Source organism: Adhaeribacter pallidiroseus, from assembly GCF_003340495.1.
Classification (GTDB): Bacteria; Bacteroidota; Bacteroidia; order Cytophagales; family Hymenobacteraceae; genus Adhaeribacter; species Adhaeribacter pallidiroseus.
On the sequence record NZ_QASA01000001.1, the window covers coordinates 3,638,462 to 3,655,873 of the forward strand.

Sequence of the window (17,412 nt, forward strand, 5' to 3'; positions counted from 1 at the left end):
AATACCAAAGTTCTATGGCTAGATTCTGTCTCCTCATTGGGTTGTTATTTCAAATATCTTTTGGCTGGGCCCAAACCATGGCTACTACCAAAAAAACTACGCTTGCGGCTCCTCAAAATAAAGCCATGCTGCGCGCGGTAAAAACTTTTATGAGTTCCTTAACGGAAGAGCAGCGAAAGAAAGCCTCCTACCCTTTCACCGACGAAGAGCGTTTTAACTGGCATTTTGTACCCCGCGACCGCAAAGGCGTACCTTTGAAGGAAATGACCGCGGAACAACAGAAAAAAGCCCTGGCTATTTTACAAACTTCTTTGAGCGAAAAAGGCTACCAAAAAGCGAAGGCTATTATGGAATTAGAAGTAGTTCTAAAAGCTTTGGAAAAGCATCCTCCCGAAAATACGTACCGCGATCCGGGCAAGTATTATTTTTCCGTTTTTGGAGAACCCACCGAGCAGGAACCCTGGGCCTTTCGGGTAGAAGGCCACCACTTATCGCTTAACTTTTCTTCGGTAACGGGGCGATTAGTGGCCGAAACGCCCGCTTTTATGGGATCTAACCCGGCTATTGTACCCGAAGGACCGGAAAAAGGTAAACAAATTTTAAAAGAAGAAGCTAATTTAGGATTTGCTTTGGTGCAATCTTTTACGCCGGAGCAATTAAAAAAAGCCTTAATCAACGAAAAAGCGCCCAACGAGATCGTTACCAGCAACAGCCGCAAAGCCATGCTGGAGAAACCCGAAGGCATTTTATTTTCGGAGATGAACGCGGCACAACAAAAAACTTTTACGCAGCTTTTAAACGTGTATTTAGGCAAGTACAATCCGGAGTTGGCCACTGATTTACGAGCCAAAGTGGAGAAAGCCGGTTTCGCGAAAACGTATTTTGCCTGGGCCGGCAGCCAAACCCAAGAAGTAGGTAAAGCCCATTATTACCGCATCCACAACCCGGTTTTATTAATTGAATACGACAACTCCCAGAACAACGCTAACCATGTGCACACGGTAGTCCGTGACTTGACCAATGATTTTGGCGAAGATGCCTTACAGGCTCATTATAAAATTCACCCGCACGAGTAAAGCGGTTTAAAATTTAAAAAAAATACAGAAGCCCGGCTGAAATTTTGTTTTGGCCGGGCTTTGTTGTTCGTAATAGAACTCTTAACCCGCTGAAATAATCATTACCCCATTTTCCCGCAACATAAATTCCGGCTTCATCCATAGAACCTAATAAGGTAAAGTACCGCTCTTAAAAAATTATACAAAGAGTAAGCCAGCCGATATTTATTCTTTTCCAATAAAAATTATATCTAAAAGCCTAAACCAACGTATTTCAGAACGATCCGGTAAACAGGTATCCGAAATAGAAATTATTATTTTTCCTTATTTAAGAAATGACATGACGCAGTCTGAACCCTTTTATAAAAAAAGCACGCTTATTTTACTCGGAATAATTCTTTTCGTGTATGTGCTGTATACCCTGGCCGATATGCTCGTGCCCATTGCTTTTTCGGTGCTACTGGCCATTTTGCTGAACCCGTTGTATACCCGCATCATAAAATGGCGGGTTCCGAAAGTGTTGGCCATTATTTTAACTTTACTTATCGCGATTATTATACTGGCGGGTTTATTATATTTTTTATCTTCCCAGATTATTCAGTTCGGCGACATGGCGCCTTTGCTCACCCAAAAGTTCAACCAGATTTCTACTAATTTGCAAACTTGGGTGGAAAGCACTTTTGGCATAACCCTGGAGAAACAATTACAGCTGTTAAGAGACGCAGCCAGTGGCGGCAAAGCCTTGGCGGGCCGTACGGTTTCGGGTGTATTAGGTATATTCGGTATTCTGTTCTTAATTCCGGTTTATATTTTCTTGTTGCTGTTTTATAAGCCGCTTATTTTAAATTTTATCTTTGAAGCTTTTGCCCGAGAAAATTCTGGCCCTATTGCCGATATTTTGTCGGAAACAAAGTCCGCGATTCAGAGCTACATCGTGGGTTTGTTAATTGAAGCGTCGATAGTAGCGGTTTTAAATTCTATTGCCCTTACTATTTTGGGCGTGCAATACGGCATTTTATTAGGAGTAATTGGGGCCATCCTTAATTTGATTCCGTACATCGGTGGTTTAATTGCCATTATTTTACCGGTGTTAATGGCTACCTTAACCAAAGATGGCTATACTACCCAATTACTTATTATTGCCGCATACGGGCTCATTCAATTTATCGACAACAATATTCTGGTGCCGCGCATTGTATCGTCTAAAGTAAAGATCAATGCGTTGGCTTCTATCCTGGCCGTGTTGCTGGGCGGTGCCTTGTGGGGATTTTCAGGTATGTTTTTATCGATTCCCTTTATTGCCGTACTAAAAATTATCTTCGATCATATTGATTCTTTAAAACCTTGGGGCCGATTACTCGGCGACCAGATTCCAGATTATTACGGAAAAATGCAGGTACAAACTACGCATCAAAAAGAAGTAAAAACCCCGCAAAAAGTCGAAGAGCAAAAATCATAAAATTGCAATAAGTACGGCCTTTGGCTCCGGAAAGAAGTTACTAGCTTGCTTATTTTTTAAATTTGTAGCCTAAAAGTTACCCCTTAGAACTGCCTAAAGCTTTGTTTTAAGGGGTAACTTTTTGCCAGGTGTTTCCTATTTAAAAATTACTCACTAGTTTTAGAATAAGTAAAGTCGTCGAAATGTTATTTACTTCCGGCGACTAATTACGTAAAATTGGCTATAAAGAGTTCATCGATAAACGCTACGCAACCGTGGATTACAAAGACTATTATAAAATCCTGGAGGTAGATAAAAAAGCCTCGAAAGCAGAAATTAAAAAACAATACAAAAAACTCGCGCGCAAATACCACCCCGATGTAAACCCCGGCAATAAAGAAGCCGAGGAAAAATTTAAAGCCATTAACGAAGCGCACGAAGTGCTCTCCGATGATACTAAACGGCAAAAATACAATACCCTCGGGGCTGATTGGCAACGCTACCAGCAAACCGGCGGCGGAACGGGTAGTTTTGATTGGGGCCAGTATGCCCAGAGTGGCAATGCCGGCGGTGGCCGCTATACCTACCAAACAAACGACGAAAGCAGCGATTTTTCCGATTTTTTCAGTTCTATTTTCGGTGATATGGGTCGGAGCAGTCGCCGGAGCAGCGTGCGCTCTAAAGGCCAGGATTTCTCCGCCGAACTCACCGTATTTTTGGAAGAAGCCTTCCACGGCGTGAAAAAAACTTTTACCCTGAACGATAAAAACCTGCGCATCAATATTAAACCCGGAGTAGAAGATGGTCAGAAAATTAGGCTAAAAGGTAACGGTGGTCCGGGTCGTAATGGCAGTGAGCCCGGCGATTTAATCATTACTTTACGCGTACCACCCGATCCCCGCTTTACCCGCCAGGGCAATGACTTATATGTAGAGGCCCAAGTACCTGTTTACCGGGCGGCGCTGGGCGGTGATTTTTACGTAGATACCCTGGATGGCCAGCTAAAATTAAAAATTAAGCCCGAAACCAAAAATGGCACTTTGCTGCGGCTCAAAGGCAAAGGTTTTCCGGTGTATAATCAACCGGGGCCATCCGGCGACTTGTACGTAAAAGTAGTGCTGCAATTACCCGAGGCCCTCACTAACAAAGAGAAAGAGTTGTTTCAGCAGCTAGCGCAGCTACGAAACGATAAGTGATTTTTGGAAAATACTATTTTTTTAAATTTGATTCTTCTTAGATTTAGACTTGAACCCCAAAGGCCTTGATGTGATTTTAAATATGCGTCAGGAAATACAGCGGCTCAGGTGCCGCGCTTTGCGTTTGCAAAATCGCCTGCGCCATTAGAACAAGAGCGTTATTGGAACTTACTGGAAGGGCCGCAAAGCCGGGGGCACATTAAAGATTTAGGAGAGTAAATACGCACTCATTTTAATAAACCTTATTTTTAACAACAAAGCGCTCGTAGAACGACTTGTAGAAACAACATGCAAGCCGCTGGTTAAAGCCTATTGTTTCTAGTTTGTAGAGCGGCGTAATTTTATGTAATAATACATTTTTTAAATTAATCATCGGCAAGGTAGCCCAATAGCCTAATTGCTTTTTTGTTTCTCTTGAAAGATTATTAGGTGGTATAGAGGAAATATCTACCAAACGGCATTCCTCTTGAAACTAATTAGAATTGTGTTAGATTCAGATGATTTCTTTGCCCGTTTTTGCTTGAAAAAGGAGCAAATCACTTGGCAGTTTAATTCTATTTTAACAATTACTTTTCCTTTTCCAGGTTTCGCCAGTTAGTTTATAGATTTCTACATACAAGCTTACAGAACCTTTTCCTAGACCTTTAATACCAGAAAGTTATCTGAATTCACCATCTAAATGAAGAATTATTGCATTTACAGTAAATGCTTCCATCATAAAATCTAGTTCAGGGTCTCCGGTTTAAGAAGATTATCAGTCAATATTTTTATTAACCTAAAATTGATTTACCAATTCCTACTTCTGACAAGAACAGAAAATTACTGCTAATTCAACCTGTAATAACAAAAAGAAAAGCCTGGTCATTTTTTATACCATCTAACCCAAGATTTAGGGTAAACTTTTTCAAAATAAGTAAATGCTATTAATTTTAAATATTTACTGAATTGCCGGCAGCATACGCCTTTAAATACGCGTACCGTTCGGTGAGTTGCCCGTTTTTAGAAATAGTAGCCCGGGTTAAGATTCCTTCGGCGTCGTTGTTTAGTAAATGCGGAAATACCTCATCGATGAGCTGGCGGCCAAAATCGCGGGAAGCACTGCGGGGCAACTCACAAGGTAAATTATCAACCGCCATCACGGTGATATTCTCTGGTTTGCTGAAAGCGGGTTCCAGTTCCTGGGTAAAGGGATTGTAGTCGTAAACCGGTTCCGGAATACTGCTGGCCCGTTTGGTACACGGAATAGACCCTTCTACATCGCAGGTTATATCGGCAATGGTCTTAATTTTAAAATTAGATCGCTGCATATCGGCTGCGGTAAATAAACGCGGCGCGGCCGGATTCCAGTAAGCGCCGGCCATTAAAATATCGGTAACCGGAGTAAATTTATCGAAAGTAGACTCGTATTCGTGGGGGTTCTGGTAAAAATCCACGTTGTCCCACACGCGGCCGTCGCGGCGGCGGTTATAATCCGAGGAATGCAGCTGGGTATAAACCGGCTCGGTAAACTTTAAGTACAAGTAATCATACACACTCACCTTCCGGATCCCCATTTTATCCAGTACTTCCATAATGCCGTGGGCTACGCGACCCCCTCCGGTTACCGCAATTTTAATCGGCGGCAAGGCTTTTACTTTAAAATATTCTTCCTCCATATCTTCAATATCCAGACACAGATGCGCCGGGTGCAGGTCGAAAATTTTAAATTTTTTACCATAAGCCATTATCCCATTGTAAGCCCCCACGATGCCGGCGTAGCGCCCAAAAGCTACCGTTCGCTCGCCTTTTACGTTGGTAAGCGTTTCGTAATCAATCAAGGTAATGTTTTTTTGCAGAATGGCCCGGAGCAAGGCCTGGTTATGCGGCTGCTCTTTAATGGTGTGCGAGAAAAAGAAATACGTTTTATTGGGTATTAACTCCGCTAGAGGTACTTCCTTTACGCCCATTAACACATCACACTGGCGCATATCTTCCCGTACTTCTATGTCTAAATCACGGTATTCCTGGTCGTGGTAGCAACGCACCGTACTCGACTGCACCACTATTTTTAATTCCGGAAAAACCGTCATGGCTTCCTGACATTTTAGCGGCGTTAGGGGTACCCGTTTATCGGGTGGCACCTTGCCTTCCCGGATTATTCCTACAGTTAGTTTACTCATAAAAGCGACGTGTTTGGCAGCTTAATGTAATAATTATTCCGCACCTGTTTTGTTTTTCAATAATTACGCAGTAATCCATTATTTCTAAGCCATAGTCCATAGTTGCAACATTCGGAGCAGAAACAGGTTGTAATGAAACACCCCTTTAACTTATAATAGAATTACCACCAGTAAGAACAGCCTGATGCTACGATTCCGTTGGTTAAGGTGGTAAATTAACACCGCAATCTAGCTTCGTTAACAGAATAAAAGTACCTTTGCGGCACCATCTTAATCCGAACTTTTTAAGCAAGCTTCGTCGTTAAAAAGAAGCACCTTCTTACTTCTAAAAAGCAACTATGTTGATAAAAACCAAGCCCGCCGATATTTTTAAAGAACGACATAATGGCCCGGTAAAGCAAACCATTCAGGAAATGTTAGAAACCATTGGGGTGTCTTCGCTGGACCAGTTGATTGATGAAACCGTACCCGCGGCGATCCGGCTGAAGCAACCTTTAAACATTCCGGCCGCCTTAACGGAACGCGATTTTTTAAAAAAATTCAGTGTTATCGCCAAAAAAAATAAAGTCTGCCGTTCGTACATTGGTTTAGGCTACCACGATACCGTTACCCCGCCCGTAATACAGCGGAACATTCTGGAAAATCCGGGTTGGTACACGGCCTATACCCCCTACCAGGCCGAAATTGCCCAGGGCCGTTTAGAAGCCTTGATTAATTACCAAACCCTGGTGATGGATTTAACCGCCATGGAAATTGCCAATGCCTCTTTACTGGATGAGGCTACCGCTGCCGCCGAAGCCATGAACATGTTTTACGGCCTCCGCAAAGGTACCCGTAAAAATGCTACCCGCTTTTTTGTATCGGAACACGTGCTGCCGCAAACCATTGATGTTTTAAAAACCCGCGCTACCCCGCTGGGTCTGGAACTGGTTATTGGCGACCACCGCACCGCCGATTTATCTGACGCTACCTTGTTTGGGGCGATGGTACAATACCCGGCCGCGGATGGGGAATTGTTTGATTATACCGAATTTATATCTACCGCGCACCAGCAGGACATGTTCGTGGCCGTGGCGGCCGATTTGCTAAGTTTAACGCTTTTAACCCCTCCCGGCGAAATGGGAGCCGATGCGGTGGTTGGTAACAGCCAGCGTTTCGGGGTGCCTATGGGTTACGGTGGTCCGCACGCTGGCTTCCTGGCTACCCGCGATGCTTACAAACGTTCTTTACCCGGCCGCATTATTGGTCAATCGGTAGATGCCCACGGTAACAAGGCCTACCGCATGGCTTTGCAAACCCGCGAGCAGCACATCCGGCGCGAAAAAGCTACTTCCAACATTTGCACCGCGCAAGTATTGCTGGCCGTTATGGCGGGCATGTACGCGGTTTACCATGGGCCGCGCCGTTTAAAATACATTGCACTCAACATCTATTTACTCACGCAATTGCTGGAGCAGGGTCTTGCGGATTTAGGTCTGGAACAAGTAAACAGCAACTACTTCGATACTTTAAAAATTAAAGTAGAAAGTGCAGAATTAAAAAATGCCATCCGGCAAGAAGCAGAACAAGCCGCCATAAACTTCCGGTATTTTCCAGATAACTATATTGGCATTTCGCTGCACGAAAACACCGATTTAGATGATGTTAAAGCTATTTTATCGGTATTTTCTAAAATAATGAACCAGCCAACGGCCGTGGTAAATCTGGCGGAACTGCCGCACGAAACCGAGGTAACCTGGCCCGAAAATTTGTTGCGTACCAGCCCGTATTTACAACAGGAAGTATTTAACCAGCACCATTCGGAACTGGCGATTCTGCGGTACATGAAGTACCTGGAAAATAAAGATATTTCTTTGGTACACAGCATGATTCCGCTGGGTTCCTGTACCATGAAACTAAACGCTACCGCCGAAATGACGCCGGTTACCTGGCCCGAAATAGGTGGTTTGCACCCGTTTGTGCCGGCAGATCAGGCCCAAGGATACCAGCAGATATTTACCGATTTAGAAGCTTGGCTGTGCGAAATAACCGGTTTTGCGGGCATTTCGTTACAGCCTAATTCCGGGGCCCAAGGCGAGTACGCGGGTTTAATGGTGATCCGGGCGTACCACGAAGCGCAGGGCCATCAGCACCGCACTATTGCTTTAATTCCTTCTTCGGCCCACGGCACCAACCCGGCTTCGGCGGTTATGGCCGGTATGAAGGTGGTCATTGTAAAATGCGATGATCGCGGCAACATTGATGTAGCGGATTTACGCGCCAAAGCCGAACAGCACCGCAACGATCTTTCCTGTTTAATGGTAACGTATCCGTCTACCCACGGGGTATACGAGGAAAGCATTATCGAGATTTGCGCTATTATTCACGAAAACGGCGGCCGGGTGTACATGGATGGGGCCAACATGAACGCGCAGGTGGGCTTAACTAGTCCGGCCACCATTGGCGCCGATGTGTGCCATTTAAATTTACACAAAACTTTCTGTATTCCGCACGGTGGCGGTGGGCCGGGCGTTGGTCCAATTGGCGTAGTAGCGGATTTGGTGCCTTATTTACCGGGTCACGCGGTAGTAAAAACCGGTGGCGAACAAGCCATTCCGGCGGTTTCGGCTGCTCCGTGGGGTTCTGCCAGCATTCTGCCGATCTCCTATGCCTACATTGCCCTGATGGGCGGCGAAGGTTTAACCGAAGCTACTAAAATGGCAATCTTAAACGCGAACTACATTAAAGCACGGTTAAAAGAACACTATCCGGTTTTATACACGGGTGCCAATGGTCGTTGCGCCCACGAAATGATTCTGGATTGCCGTGCTTTTAAAAAAGTAGGCATTGAGGTAGAAGATATGGCCAAACGTTTAATGGACTATTGCTTTCACGCGCCTACTGTATCCTTCCCGGTAGCCGGTACTTTAATGATTGAGCCTACCGAAAGCGAATCGAAAGAAGAAATTGACCGGTTTTGCGAAGCCATGATTTCTATTCGCCAGGAAATCCGGGAAATAGAAGAAGGTGCTGCCGATCAGAAGAACAATGTTCTTAAAAATGCGCCGCATACCATGGCTGTAGGCTTAGCGGATAATTGGGTTTTGCCTTACAGCCGCGAAAAAGCCGTTTTTCCGTACGCGTTTGCTCGTACGCACAAAATTTGGCCAACCGTTAGCCGCATCGACTCGGCTTACGGCGACCGCAATTTAATTTGCTCTTGTACCCCGCTGGAAGCATACGCGCAGCCCGAGGTTGCCCAGATCGCGACTGGTATTGATTAAATAAGTTTATTAAAAATAAAAATCCCGCAGCTGCGGGATTTTTATTTTATTTCGGTTTATAAAGGCCACCCTGTCATACTGACACATCTTCCTTTTAGAATATTTACTAGACCCTGAATTATGTAAAACGCAGGGGTGAAAAAATTATTATAATCGGCTTAAACAGGAGAATATCTTGCAAAAAGTACAAGATATTAACGTAAAAACCGTTTAGTGTTTAGCAAGGTTAATACTTCGAAAAATCACATTATTTTTAAAAATTTGGTACTAAAATTGCCATGTTTATACTACTAACAATTAAAAATTATATAAGTTAAGATGAAGATAATTAAGTATATAAGCTTTATTATGTTACTAGGGCTAGCTTCGGCTTGTGCGCCTTACGTTAATGTAAGCACCGACTACGACCATTCTATTAATTTTCAGGGTTATAAATCTTTTAACTGGTACTCTAGTAAAGCGGGTGTAAAGCGGGATTCCTTGCAATACGATACTTTCTTTGATAAGCGCATGCAAAATGCTATTAAAGCAAACTTGTCGCAAAGAGGCGTTGAATTTGCCGAGAAACCGGAATTTTACGTTAACTACAACGTTAGCTTTGCCAATCAAACTACCGCGAATGCCGGGCCGTTTTATCCGTATGGTTACTATGGTGGTTACAGCCGCTTTAACAATACCAGCCAGTACAAAGAAGGCACTATTATCGTGGATTTAATTGATGGCCGGAATAACCAGTTAATCTGGCGGGGAGTGGGTGAATCAGAAGTACGGAGCCGTAACATTCCGGAAGATAAAGTAATTGAGATCGTTAACAGCATTTTAAGCAAATTTCCACCAAAAAGATAAAGTCTGATTTAGCATTTCTGACGCGAAAAGCCCGGTACTTACCGGGCTTTTTTGTTTTAAATACCTGAACCTAAATACATTTTTAGCAGATATATCTGGTTGCGGCAATGGTTCCTTAGTGCCTGATCGTTAACTCGGATAATTACTACGGTTTTTTAAATTTATCTGGTATTTTTACTAATAACGTTAGTGGTAAATCAGCTATGAACCGGATTTTAACTTTGTGTAGTGTGATAATTATCTGTTTCTGCTGGTTTAAAGCCCCGGCCCAGAATAAAACGCTCGTTGATTCCCTGCGCCGGGTAATAGCCCGTCCTCTGGCCGATACGGTTAAGGTAATCGCCTTGGGCGAATTAGCTTGGGAATACCACCTTCACGATAAAAAAGAGGCCTTGCGCTACGCGCACCAAGAATTAGAATTGGCCCGGAAAATAAACTTTAACCGGGGCATTGGTTTAGGTTACATGGATAAAGGCGTAACCTATAGCTACCACCGGGAATATACCAAAGCCATTGACCATTACTTACAGGCACTTCCTTTTTTAAAAAAAGCGAACAAACCCTTGCTCGTCGCCCTTATGCATTACAACATAGCCGTGGCCTACAGCAAGTTTGAAGCTTCCGAAAAAGCGATTGCGTACTTTTTAAAAGCGGTGGATTTACTCGAAAAACAAAAAGATTGGGCCAATGTTAGTCAAAGTTATACGGGTATTGCCAATAGTTATAACACGCTCAAGCAATTTAGCAATGCCTTAAACTACCACCGGAAAGCCGTGCAGGTGGCAAAAACCCACGCGGATTACGAAATGTTGGCCGTAGCTTTAACGGATTTTTCGGGTACTTACAATACCTTGTTCGATACCAACCACCAGAAAGCTTACCTGGATTCGTCGCTGAATTGTCTTTACCAGGTGCAACAGTTGCTGCACAAAAAACTGGTGCGAAATCCCATTATGCAGCCCAGCGTTACTTTTAACATTGCCAATAATTATTTTCAACAAGAAAAATATTTGCAAGCCATTCCCCTGATTCAGCAAGCTTTAGTGCTGGCCCGGCCCGTAAATTTGGAGGCGGCTATTTGCCAGGGTCATACCTTATTAGGCAAAATCTACACCCGGCAAAAAAAATATGCTTTAGCCGAAAAGCATTTGCGGCAAGCCTTACCTATAGCCTTAAAAACCAGTCCTTTGTTTGCCGCCGATACGTACCAAGCCCTACAGGATTGGGCCGCCAATCAGGAAAAATTCCGCGAAGCTTATCAATACCAGCGCGAATGGGCCACTTTAAAAGACAGCATCTACAACCGGGAGAAAGTTGAAATTGCCGAAAAATTAGGGCTGCAATACGAAACCGAGAAAAAACAAGCGCGCATTACTACCCTGGAACAAGAAAACCAATGGGAACGCCAGCTCCAGATTTTTTACCTGATTTTGGCCGGATTGGGTTTACTCTTATCGGGAACAGTGATTTACCTGCTGCGGTTAAAACAAAAAATATTTACGCAAAAAGCCAACCTGCTGCAAGAAGCCCAGGAGAAAGCTTACCTCCGGCAAGAACTGGCCGAGCAGCAACGCGAAAAGTTGCGGGAAGAACTGCTGCTGCAAGCGGAATTAAACGCGCTACGGGAAGAGCAGTTCCAAAAAGAAATTGACTACAAAGAGCGCGAATTAACCACCAATGTATTGCTCCTGGAACAACAAAGTGCCTTCCTGCAAAAAGTAAAAGTTCGATTGGCTACGCTGCTCCCGCAGGCCAACGGCCTGACTACCGATCTGCAAAAGGTGTGCAAGCTGATTGATAACCGCCTCGGAAACGAACAGGATTTTGAAAAATTTATGCTGCATTTCGAGAAAGTACACCCTGATTTTTTCAACCATTTGGATCAGGTGGCGCTCAATGGCCTTACCCCTGCCGATCAAAAACTAAGCGCGTACATCCGCATGAATTTATCTACGAAAGAAATGGCCCACCTGCTTAACGTAGAACCCAAGAGCATCCAGATGGCGCGCTACCGGCTCAAGCAAAAGCTAAACCTACCCGAAGAAACCGATTTAATCAGCTTTATTCTGCAACTATAAAAATTGTATTTTTTTAAAAAAATCGTCTAATTCAGGCCATAACTAGTGGTTTTACCAAACGTTAGTAGAAGATTGGTAGAAGGCCTTCTGCGGCCAGTAGTAGTTTTGTAGTAGGTTAAAAACACCTACACTACCGGCATTCTGCGTTATACAGGCACCAACCAATCATCTAAAATCAGACCATGACACTAACTAAAAAAATTTTCGCACGCTTTTTACTGGTAAGCAGTATGCTGGTAAATGTAACTTTAACAAGCTGCCAGAAAGACGACGAAGCCCAGCCGGATACTTCCATTAAAGAAGTTCTGGATGCGGAGGCTATTTACCTGCACGAAGAATACGAGACGGGTGTAGGCGGTTACCTGTACGTGGTATACAATCCGTATTTGTTGTTTAACGATGGCAGCGTTTACCGAAATCTGGATACCAATGTGGATAAACTGAATGTAGCGCAATCGAAACAGCAGGAACCGGAGGAATGGGGCACCTGGCAAAAGCAAGGCAGCGAAATAGCCCTTACCTGGCAAGATGGCGATACCGATACCTGGGAAGATAAATCCTGGTTTGTAGCCAGTAAAGCAGCCAAAGGCGAAACCATTGCGGGCGCTTATTCTTCTATTTCGGGAGGCGGAAATACGGCATTTGGCGGAAGCGTAATTACCTTTTCGTCCTCCAATATTTCTTTTAATGGCAATAAATTTACGTTCGAATCTACGGGCGGCGGTTCGAGCAGCGACGTAACCGCCTACTCGAGCCAGGAAAAAGCGGGTACCTACGAGTTAGACGGTTATTCCATTACTTTGCGGTTTAACAACGGTGCCGTCGAGAAAAAATTCTTTTATTTCTATCCGGATAGTAAAGACGTATTCGGAATCGGCGACCAATATTACGTAACAGATTAAAGCGCCTTAAGACGAAAAAACAAGATAACCGGGTGATTTTTAAATTTTCGAGGCTTCAGCCAGATTAATTTTAAAAATCACCCGACTTCTGAATTTCTATTTAGACAGATTAAAATCAGTTATGTTTCAACTTTCTAACCTTTCATCTTTCTAACTCTAAACCTGCAACCTGCAACTACTGATACCCTTTCGCCTGCAAACGAAACAATTCGGCGTAGCGGCCATTCTGGGCTAACAATTCCGCGTGCGAACCAATTTCGATGAGTTGCCCGTTCTCGATTACCAGAATACGGTCGGCCATGCGCACCGTGGAAAAGCGGTGCGAAATAAGCACGGCGGTTTTGCCATGGGTGAGTTCGGCGAAACGTTGGAAAACTTCGTGTTCGGCGCGGGCGTCTAGCGCCGCAGTAGGTTCATCCAGAATCAGCAACTGCGCATCGCGCATGTAGGCGCGTCCTAAAGCCATTTTCTGCCATTCGCCCCCGGACAAATCCACGCCTTTAGCAAAGCGCCGACCAATCATTTGGTCGTAACCGCCCGGTAATTTTTGGATGACCGTATCGGCCAAACTTTGGGCTGCCGAGGTTTGGATGCGGGCAAAATTTTCTTTTTCGTCAATACGGCCCACGGCAATATTGTTAGAAGCCGTCATTTGAAAACGCACAAAATCCTGAAATATAACGCCGATTTCTTTGCGTAAATCTTCGGGGTTATACTCGCGTAAATCGTAACCATCGAGCAAAATGCGGCCTTCCGTGGGATCGTAGAGGCGCGATAACAATTTCACCAAAGTAGTTTTACCGGCGCCATTCTCCCCGACTAATGCCAGTTTTTCGCCGGCGGCTAAAGTAAAGTTTAAATGTCGGATAGCCCATTTATCTGGCGAGTTGGCGTATTTAAAGCCTACGTTTTCAAAAGTAAAACCTTGGCGGATGGGTTTCGGAAACGGCCGGGCATTCGGGTGATTCTCGATGTAGGGTTTAATTTGAAAAAAATCAAAAAAGTCCTGTAGATACAAAGCGCCTTCGGCAATCCCTGAGAACCGGTTTAAAATGCCTTCCAGCAAACCACGCAAGCGGCCGAAGGAACCGGCCAAAAAAGTTAGTTGCCCAATGCTGATCTGGTGATTAATGGTTTGGTAAATAATGTACAGGTAAGCGCCGTAATATCCAACGCTGCCCACCGCCGCAAAAATACTGCCCCAGGCGGCCCGTTTTAAAGCCAGCTTTTTATTATCGGCGTAGAATTTATCGGAGAGTTCTTTGAACCGGGAAATAAGAAAATCGGCTAAGCCGAAAATTTTAATTTCTTTGGCCGTTTCGTCGCTGGCGCCGGTTAAACGCAGGTAATCCAGTTCGCGGCGTTCCGGGGTCCAGCCGTGTACCAGGGAGTAACTGCGTTCGTTAAAGTGCGATTCGCCCAGAAAAGCCGGAATTACCGCAACTAATAACAGCAGAATCAGCCAGGGATTAAACGTAATTAAACCTACCGCCAGAAAACCCATGGTAATAATATCCTGCATCTGGCCCAGCACCTGCGACATTAAAATAGTGCGGCTTAAAGTTTGCCGGCGGGCCCGCTCCAGTTTATCGTAAAACACCGAATCTTCGAACTGCGCCATATCCAAGGTGGCGGCATGTTTCATTAAATCCACAGACGTTTGGTTGGCGAACAAATCCCCGAGCAAGCTGTCGAGCAAAGCGGTGCCCCGGTTTAAAATATCCGACAAAATGGCTAATCCAAACTCTATAGCTACCAGGGTAAGTAAGTAGGAAATATCTTTTTCTGCCGGCGACTGGGCAATCCGGATCACTTCGTCAATAATTAATTTGGCCAGGTATAAAGTGGCCAGCGGAATAGCCGACCGAATAAGCCGCAGCAAAATGTTACCGGCCGCCAAAGCCGGATTGGTTTGCCAGATTAAACGCAGAAAAGCCGGAATATTTTTTAAAGCGGTAAAGCGCTCTTTTAACGTTAATGGGGGTTTATCGGAACCGCGCTGCGCTTTTTTTAAACCCGTGATTTTTTTTATGCTGGACCAAAAAGACATGTTAAAATTTAAAAAAATAATATAGATCGCCTATCTGCGCTCCGGAAAGTAGTATTTACTGAAGTTAAAAGGCTTAACCTGTACGCAACATTTGTCAAAACGATTTATTCATCTGCCGTGCGTCTCCCCTACTTCATGTTTCTTCTTCTTCATAGGGCTATTGATAATATTTTAAAGAGGCCTAAATATTTAAACCAGAATTTAAACTAATTGTTATTACCTGAACATCGGGTTCGCTTCTGCCGTAAGCACGGGATGGTAACCGGTAGCTTTTAGAAGATTAACAAACAATAAGCTGGTCTGCTAAAAAATTTACATATAATTAAGTAAAAATTAAAAACTCCTGTTAGCTTTGCGCCTTCGAACGAACGTTCGTTCGAAGGCGCAATCAGAAAGGGGAGCTGTGGAGAACATTACCGATAAAAAGAAAATTATTTTCGACACCACGCTGGCTTTGGTCCGGGAGCATGGTTTTCATGGCACCACCATGAGCATGCTCATTAAAAATTCTGGGGTAGCGGCCGGCACTATCTACCATTATTTCGATTCGAAAGAATCCCTTATTATAGAATTACACGCCTACATTCGCACTATTATAGCCGAAGCTTTACTGGAAAGTGACGACGAGAGTAAAAGTTTTAAAGAACGATTTATCACCTTCTGGCACCGCCAATGGCTTTTTTACACCCAAAATCCGGACGCCTTATATTTTATTGAGCAATTTGTTAATTCTCCTTACTACCTGCGGTGTCCTTATTACCAGAACGATCATTGTCAGAATATCATAATCCGTTTTGTAAAAACGGGCATTGATGCCGCTATCCTAAAACCGATGCATTATAAAACCATGGGCATAATGGTACACAGCAGTGTGTTAACCGCTGCCAAAATAAAACTAAAAAATCAATTGCCGATGGGTCCGGAAGAAGTAGATCAGGTAATAGAAGTGGTGTGGGATGGCATCCTAAATAAATAACCGACGATCACTTTACCGCTTTATTTACTGCGGAAAGCTTTTAAATAGCTATGAAAAAGAATGTGTTTCAATCAATTAATTGTTTTATGAATAAAAAAATACCTTGGGTATTCCGGTTGGCAGTGGGATACTTGTTTATGCCCTTGCTTTTGAGCGCACAGGTAAAAACCGAAAATCCAGGCAGCGGAGGTCTTACGCTGGAGCAGTGTATCGATTTTGCCTTAAAAAATCAGCCGGCCGTGCAGCAAGCCCAACTCGATGAAGAAATTGGCGAACGGGAGATTAATATTGGTCTGGCCGGTTGGATGCCCCAGCTAAACGCGCAGTATAATTTTCAGCATTATTTAAAAATGCCGGTTACTTTTTTCCCCAACGATGCGGGTGTGCCTACGCCGCGCACCATTGGGGTAGCCAATACCTCTACGCTACAATTGCAAGCCAACCAAACCTTATACAGCAACGATGTACTGCTGGCTTCGCGGGCGGCCCGGTTTGTACGTTTACAAAACGATCAGAATACGATTAATGTAAAAATCAGCACCGTTGTAAATGTGAGTAAAGCTTTTTACGATATTCTCCTGAGTCAGGAGCAATTACGCATTCTGGACGAAGCCATTATCCGGCAGGAAAAACAACAAAAAGATGCCCTGGCCCAATACGAGCAAGGAATAGTGGATAAAACCGATTACCAACGGGCCAGCATTTCGTTGAGCAATACCCGCAGCGACCGCAAAAGAACCCAGGAATCAATTAAAGCCAAGTTTGCTTTTTTAAGAGAACTCATCGGCTACCAACCCAACGCCGAACTACAACTGGCCTTTGAACGCACCAAAATGGAACAGAATATTCTGGTGGATACTGCCGAAGCCGTAACTTTTGCCAACCGCATTGAGTTTCAGCAGCTGCAAACCCAAAAGCAGTTGCAAAATTTAAATATTACGTATTACCGCTGGGGTTTTTTACCTACCGCTTCCGCTTTTGTAAACTATAACATTGTAAATCAGAATAACCAGTTTTCGGAGGTATTCAGCCAAACGTTTCCAAACTCCCTGGTAGGCTTAAGTGTAGGATTACCTATTTTTCAGGGTACCCGTCGCATCCAGAATTTACGTCGCGCCCAATTATTGGATCAACGCCTGGACGTAGACATTGTTAATACCAAAAACATTATTAATACCGAATACCAGCAAGCCTTGGCTAATTACAAAAGCGACCTGAACGAGTGGAATACGACCAAAGGCAACGTAGCCGTAGCCGAAGATGTGTACCGAATTTTAAAACTACAGTACGACGAAGGCATAAAAACCTACCTGGAAGTAATTACCGCCGAGACCGATTTGCGCACTACCCAGCTCAACTATTTCAATGCCTTATACCGACTGCTGTCCAGCAAGTTAGACTTGCAACGCGCTCAAGGAACCATTAATGTAAACTAATTCTGAAAGCAAA

11 protein-coding genes are annotated in these 17,412 nt (G+C 44.1%); 9 read left to right on the forward strand and 2 right to left on the reverse strand.

Going from position 1 to position 17,412, the window contains the following annotated elements:
- Nucleotides 1-14 precede the first annotated feature (14 nt).
- The 3 genes from AHMF7616_RS14485 (at nucleotide 15) to AHMF7616_RS14495 (ending at nucleotide 3,689) form a co-directional block, all read left to right on the forward strand.
- Complete coding sequence (locus AHMF7616_RS14485; protein WP_233507571.1) at nucleotides 15-1,076, forward strand: DUF3500 domain-containing protein; 1,062 nt, start codon at nucleotides 15-17, stop codon at nucleotides 1,074-1,076.
- 319 nt (nucleotides 1,077-1,395) lie between these two features.
- Nucleotides 1,396-2,514 carry an AI-2E family transporter gene (locus tag AHMF7616_RS14490; protein WP_115373537.1) on the forward strand — a complete coding sequence of 373 codons (1,119 nt, stop codon included), beginning with the start codon at nucleotides 1,396-1,398 and terminating at the stop codon, nucleotides 2,512-2,514.
- Between the two features lie 254 nt (nucleotides 2,515-2,768).
- Nucleotides 2,769-3,689, forward strand: a complete 921-nt coding sequence (locus AHMF7616_RS14495) for a DnaJ C-terminal domain-containing protein (protein ID WP_115373538.1) — start codon at nucleotides 2,769-2,771, stop codon at nucleotides 3,687-3,689.
- A 929-nt stretch (nucleotides 3,690-4,618) separates the two neighbouring features.
- Here the strand turns inward: AHMF7616_RS14495 and AHMF7616_RS14500 are convergent.
- The gene (locus AHMF7616_RS14500; protein WP_115373539.1) at nucleotides 4,619-5,848 is read right to left on the reverse strand and encodes an NAD(P)-dependent oxidoreductase; all 1,230 of its coding nucleotides are present in this window, start codon (nucleotides 5,846-5,848) and stop codon (nucleotides 4,619-4,621) included.
- 338 nt (nucleotides 5,849-6,186) lie between these two features.
- Here AHMF7616_RS14500 and gcvP point away from each other — a divergent pair, with 338 nt between their 5' ends.
- From gcvP to AHMF7616_RS14520, 4 genes are all read left to right on the forward strand, one after another.
- Nucleotides 6,187-9,111 carry an aminomethyl-transferring glycine dehydrogenase gene (gene gcvP / locus AHMF7616_RS14505; protein ID WP_115373540.1) on the forward strand — a complete coding sequence of 975 codons (2,925 nt, stop codon included), beginning with the start codon at nucleotides 6,187-6,189 and terminating at the stop codon, nucleotides 9,109-9,111.
- A gap of 318 nt (nucleotides 9,112-9,429) precedes the next feature.
- Nucleotides 9,430-9,957, forward strand: a complete 528-nt coding sequence (locus AHMF7616_RS14510; RefSeq protein ID WP_115373541.1) for a DUF4136 domain-containing protein — start codon at nucleotides 9,430-9,432, stop codon at nucleotides 9,955-9,957.
- A 230-nt stretch (nucleotides 9,958-10,187) separates the two neighbouring features.
- Nucleotides 10,188-12,035 carry a tetratricopeptide repeat protein gene (locus AHMF7616_RS14515; protein ID WP_158546175.1) on the forward strand — a complete coding sequence of 616 codons (1,848 nt, stop codon included), beginning with the start codon at nucleotides 10,188-10,190 and terminating at the stop codon, nucleotides 12,033-12,035.
- 182 nt (nucleotides 12,036-12,217) lie between these two features.
- Nucleotides 12,218-12,937, forward strand: a complete 720-nt coding sequence (locus AHMF7616_RS14520; protein WP_147275688.1) for a hypothetical protein — start codon at nucleotides 12,218-12,220, stop codon at nucleotides 12,935-12,937.
- Between the two features lie 175 nt (nucleotides 12,938-13,112).
- On the opposite strand, the gene AHMF7616_RS14525 is transcribed toward AHMF7616_RS14520, so the two are convergent.
- Nucleotides 13,113-14,987, reverse strand: coding sequence for an ABC transporter ATP-binding protein (locus AHMF7616_RS14525; protein WP_115373544.1), 1,875 nt, complete (start codon nucleotides 14,985-14,987; stop codon nucleotides 13,113-13,115).
- 352 nt (nucleotides 14,988-15,339) lie between these two features.
- Here AHMF7616_RS14525 and AHMF7616_RS14530 point away from each other — a divergent pair, with 352 nt between their 5' ends.
- Both AHMF7616_RS14530 and AHMF7616_RS14535 read left to right on the forward strand, forming a co-directional pair.
- Nucleotides 15,340-15,963, forward strand: coding sequence for a TetR/AcrR family transcriptional regulator (locus tag AHMF7616_RS14530; RefSeq protein WP_158546176.1), 624 nt, complete (start codon nucleotides 15,340-15,342; stop codon nucleotides 15,961-15,963).
- An 86-nt stretch (nucleotides 15,964-16,049) separates the two neighbouring features.
- On the forward strand, nucleotides 16,050-17,399 hold the full coding sequence (locus tag AHMF7616_RS14535; RefSeq protein WP_115375624.1) for a TolC family protein: 1,350 nt from the start codon (nucleotides 16,050-16,052) through the stop codon (nucleotides 17,397-17,399).
- Nucleotides 17,400-17,412: the final 13 nt, after the last annotated feature.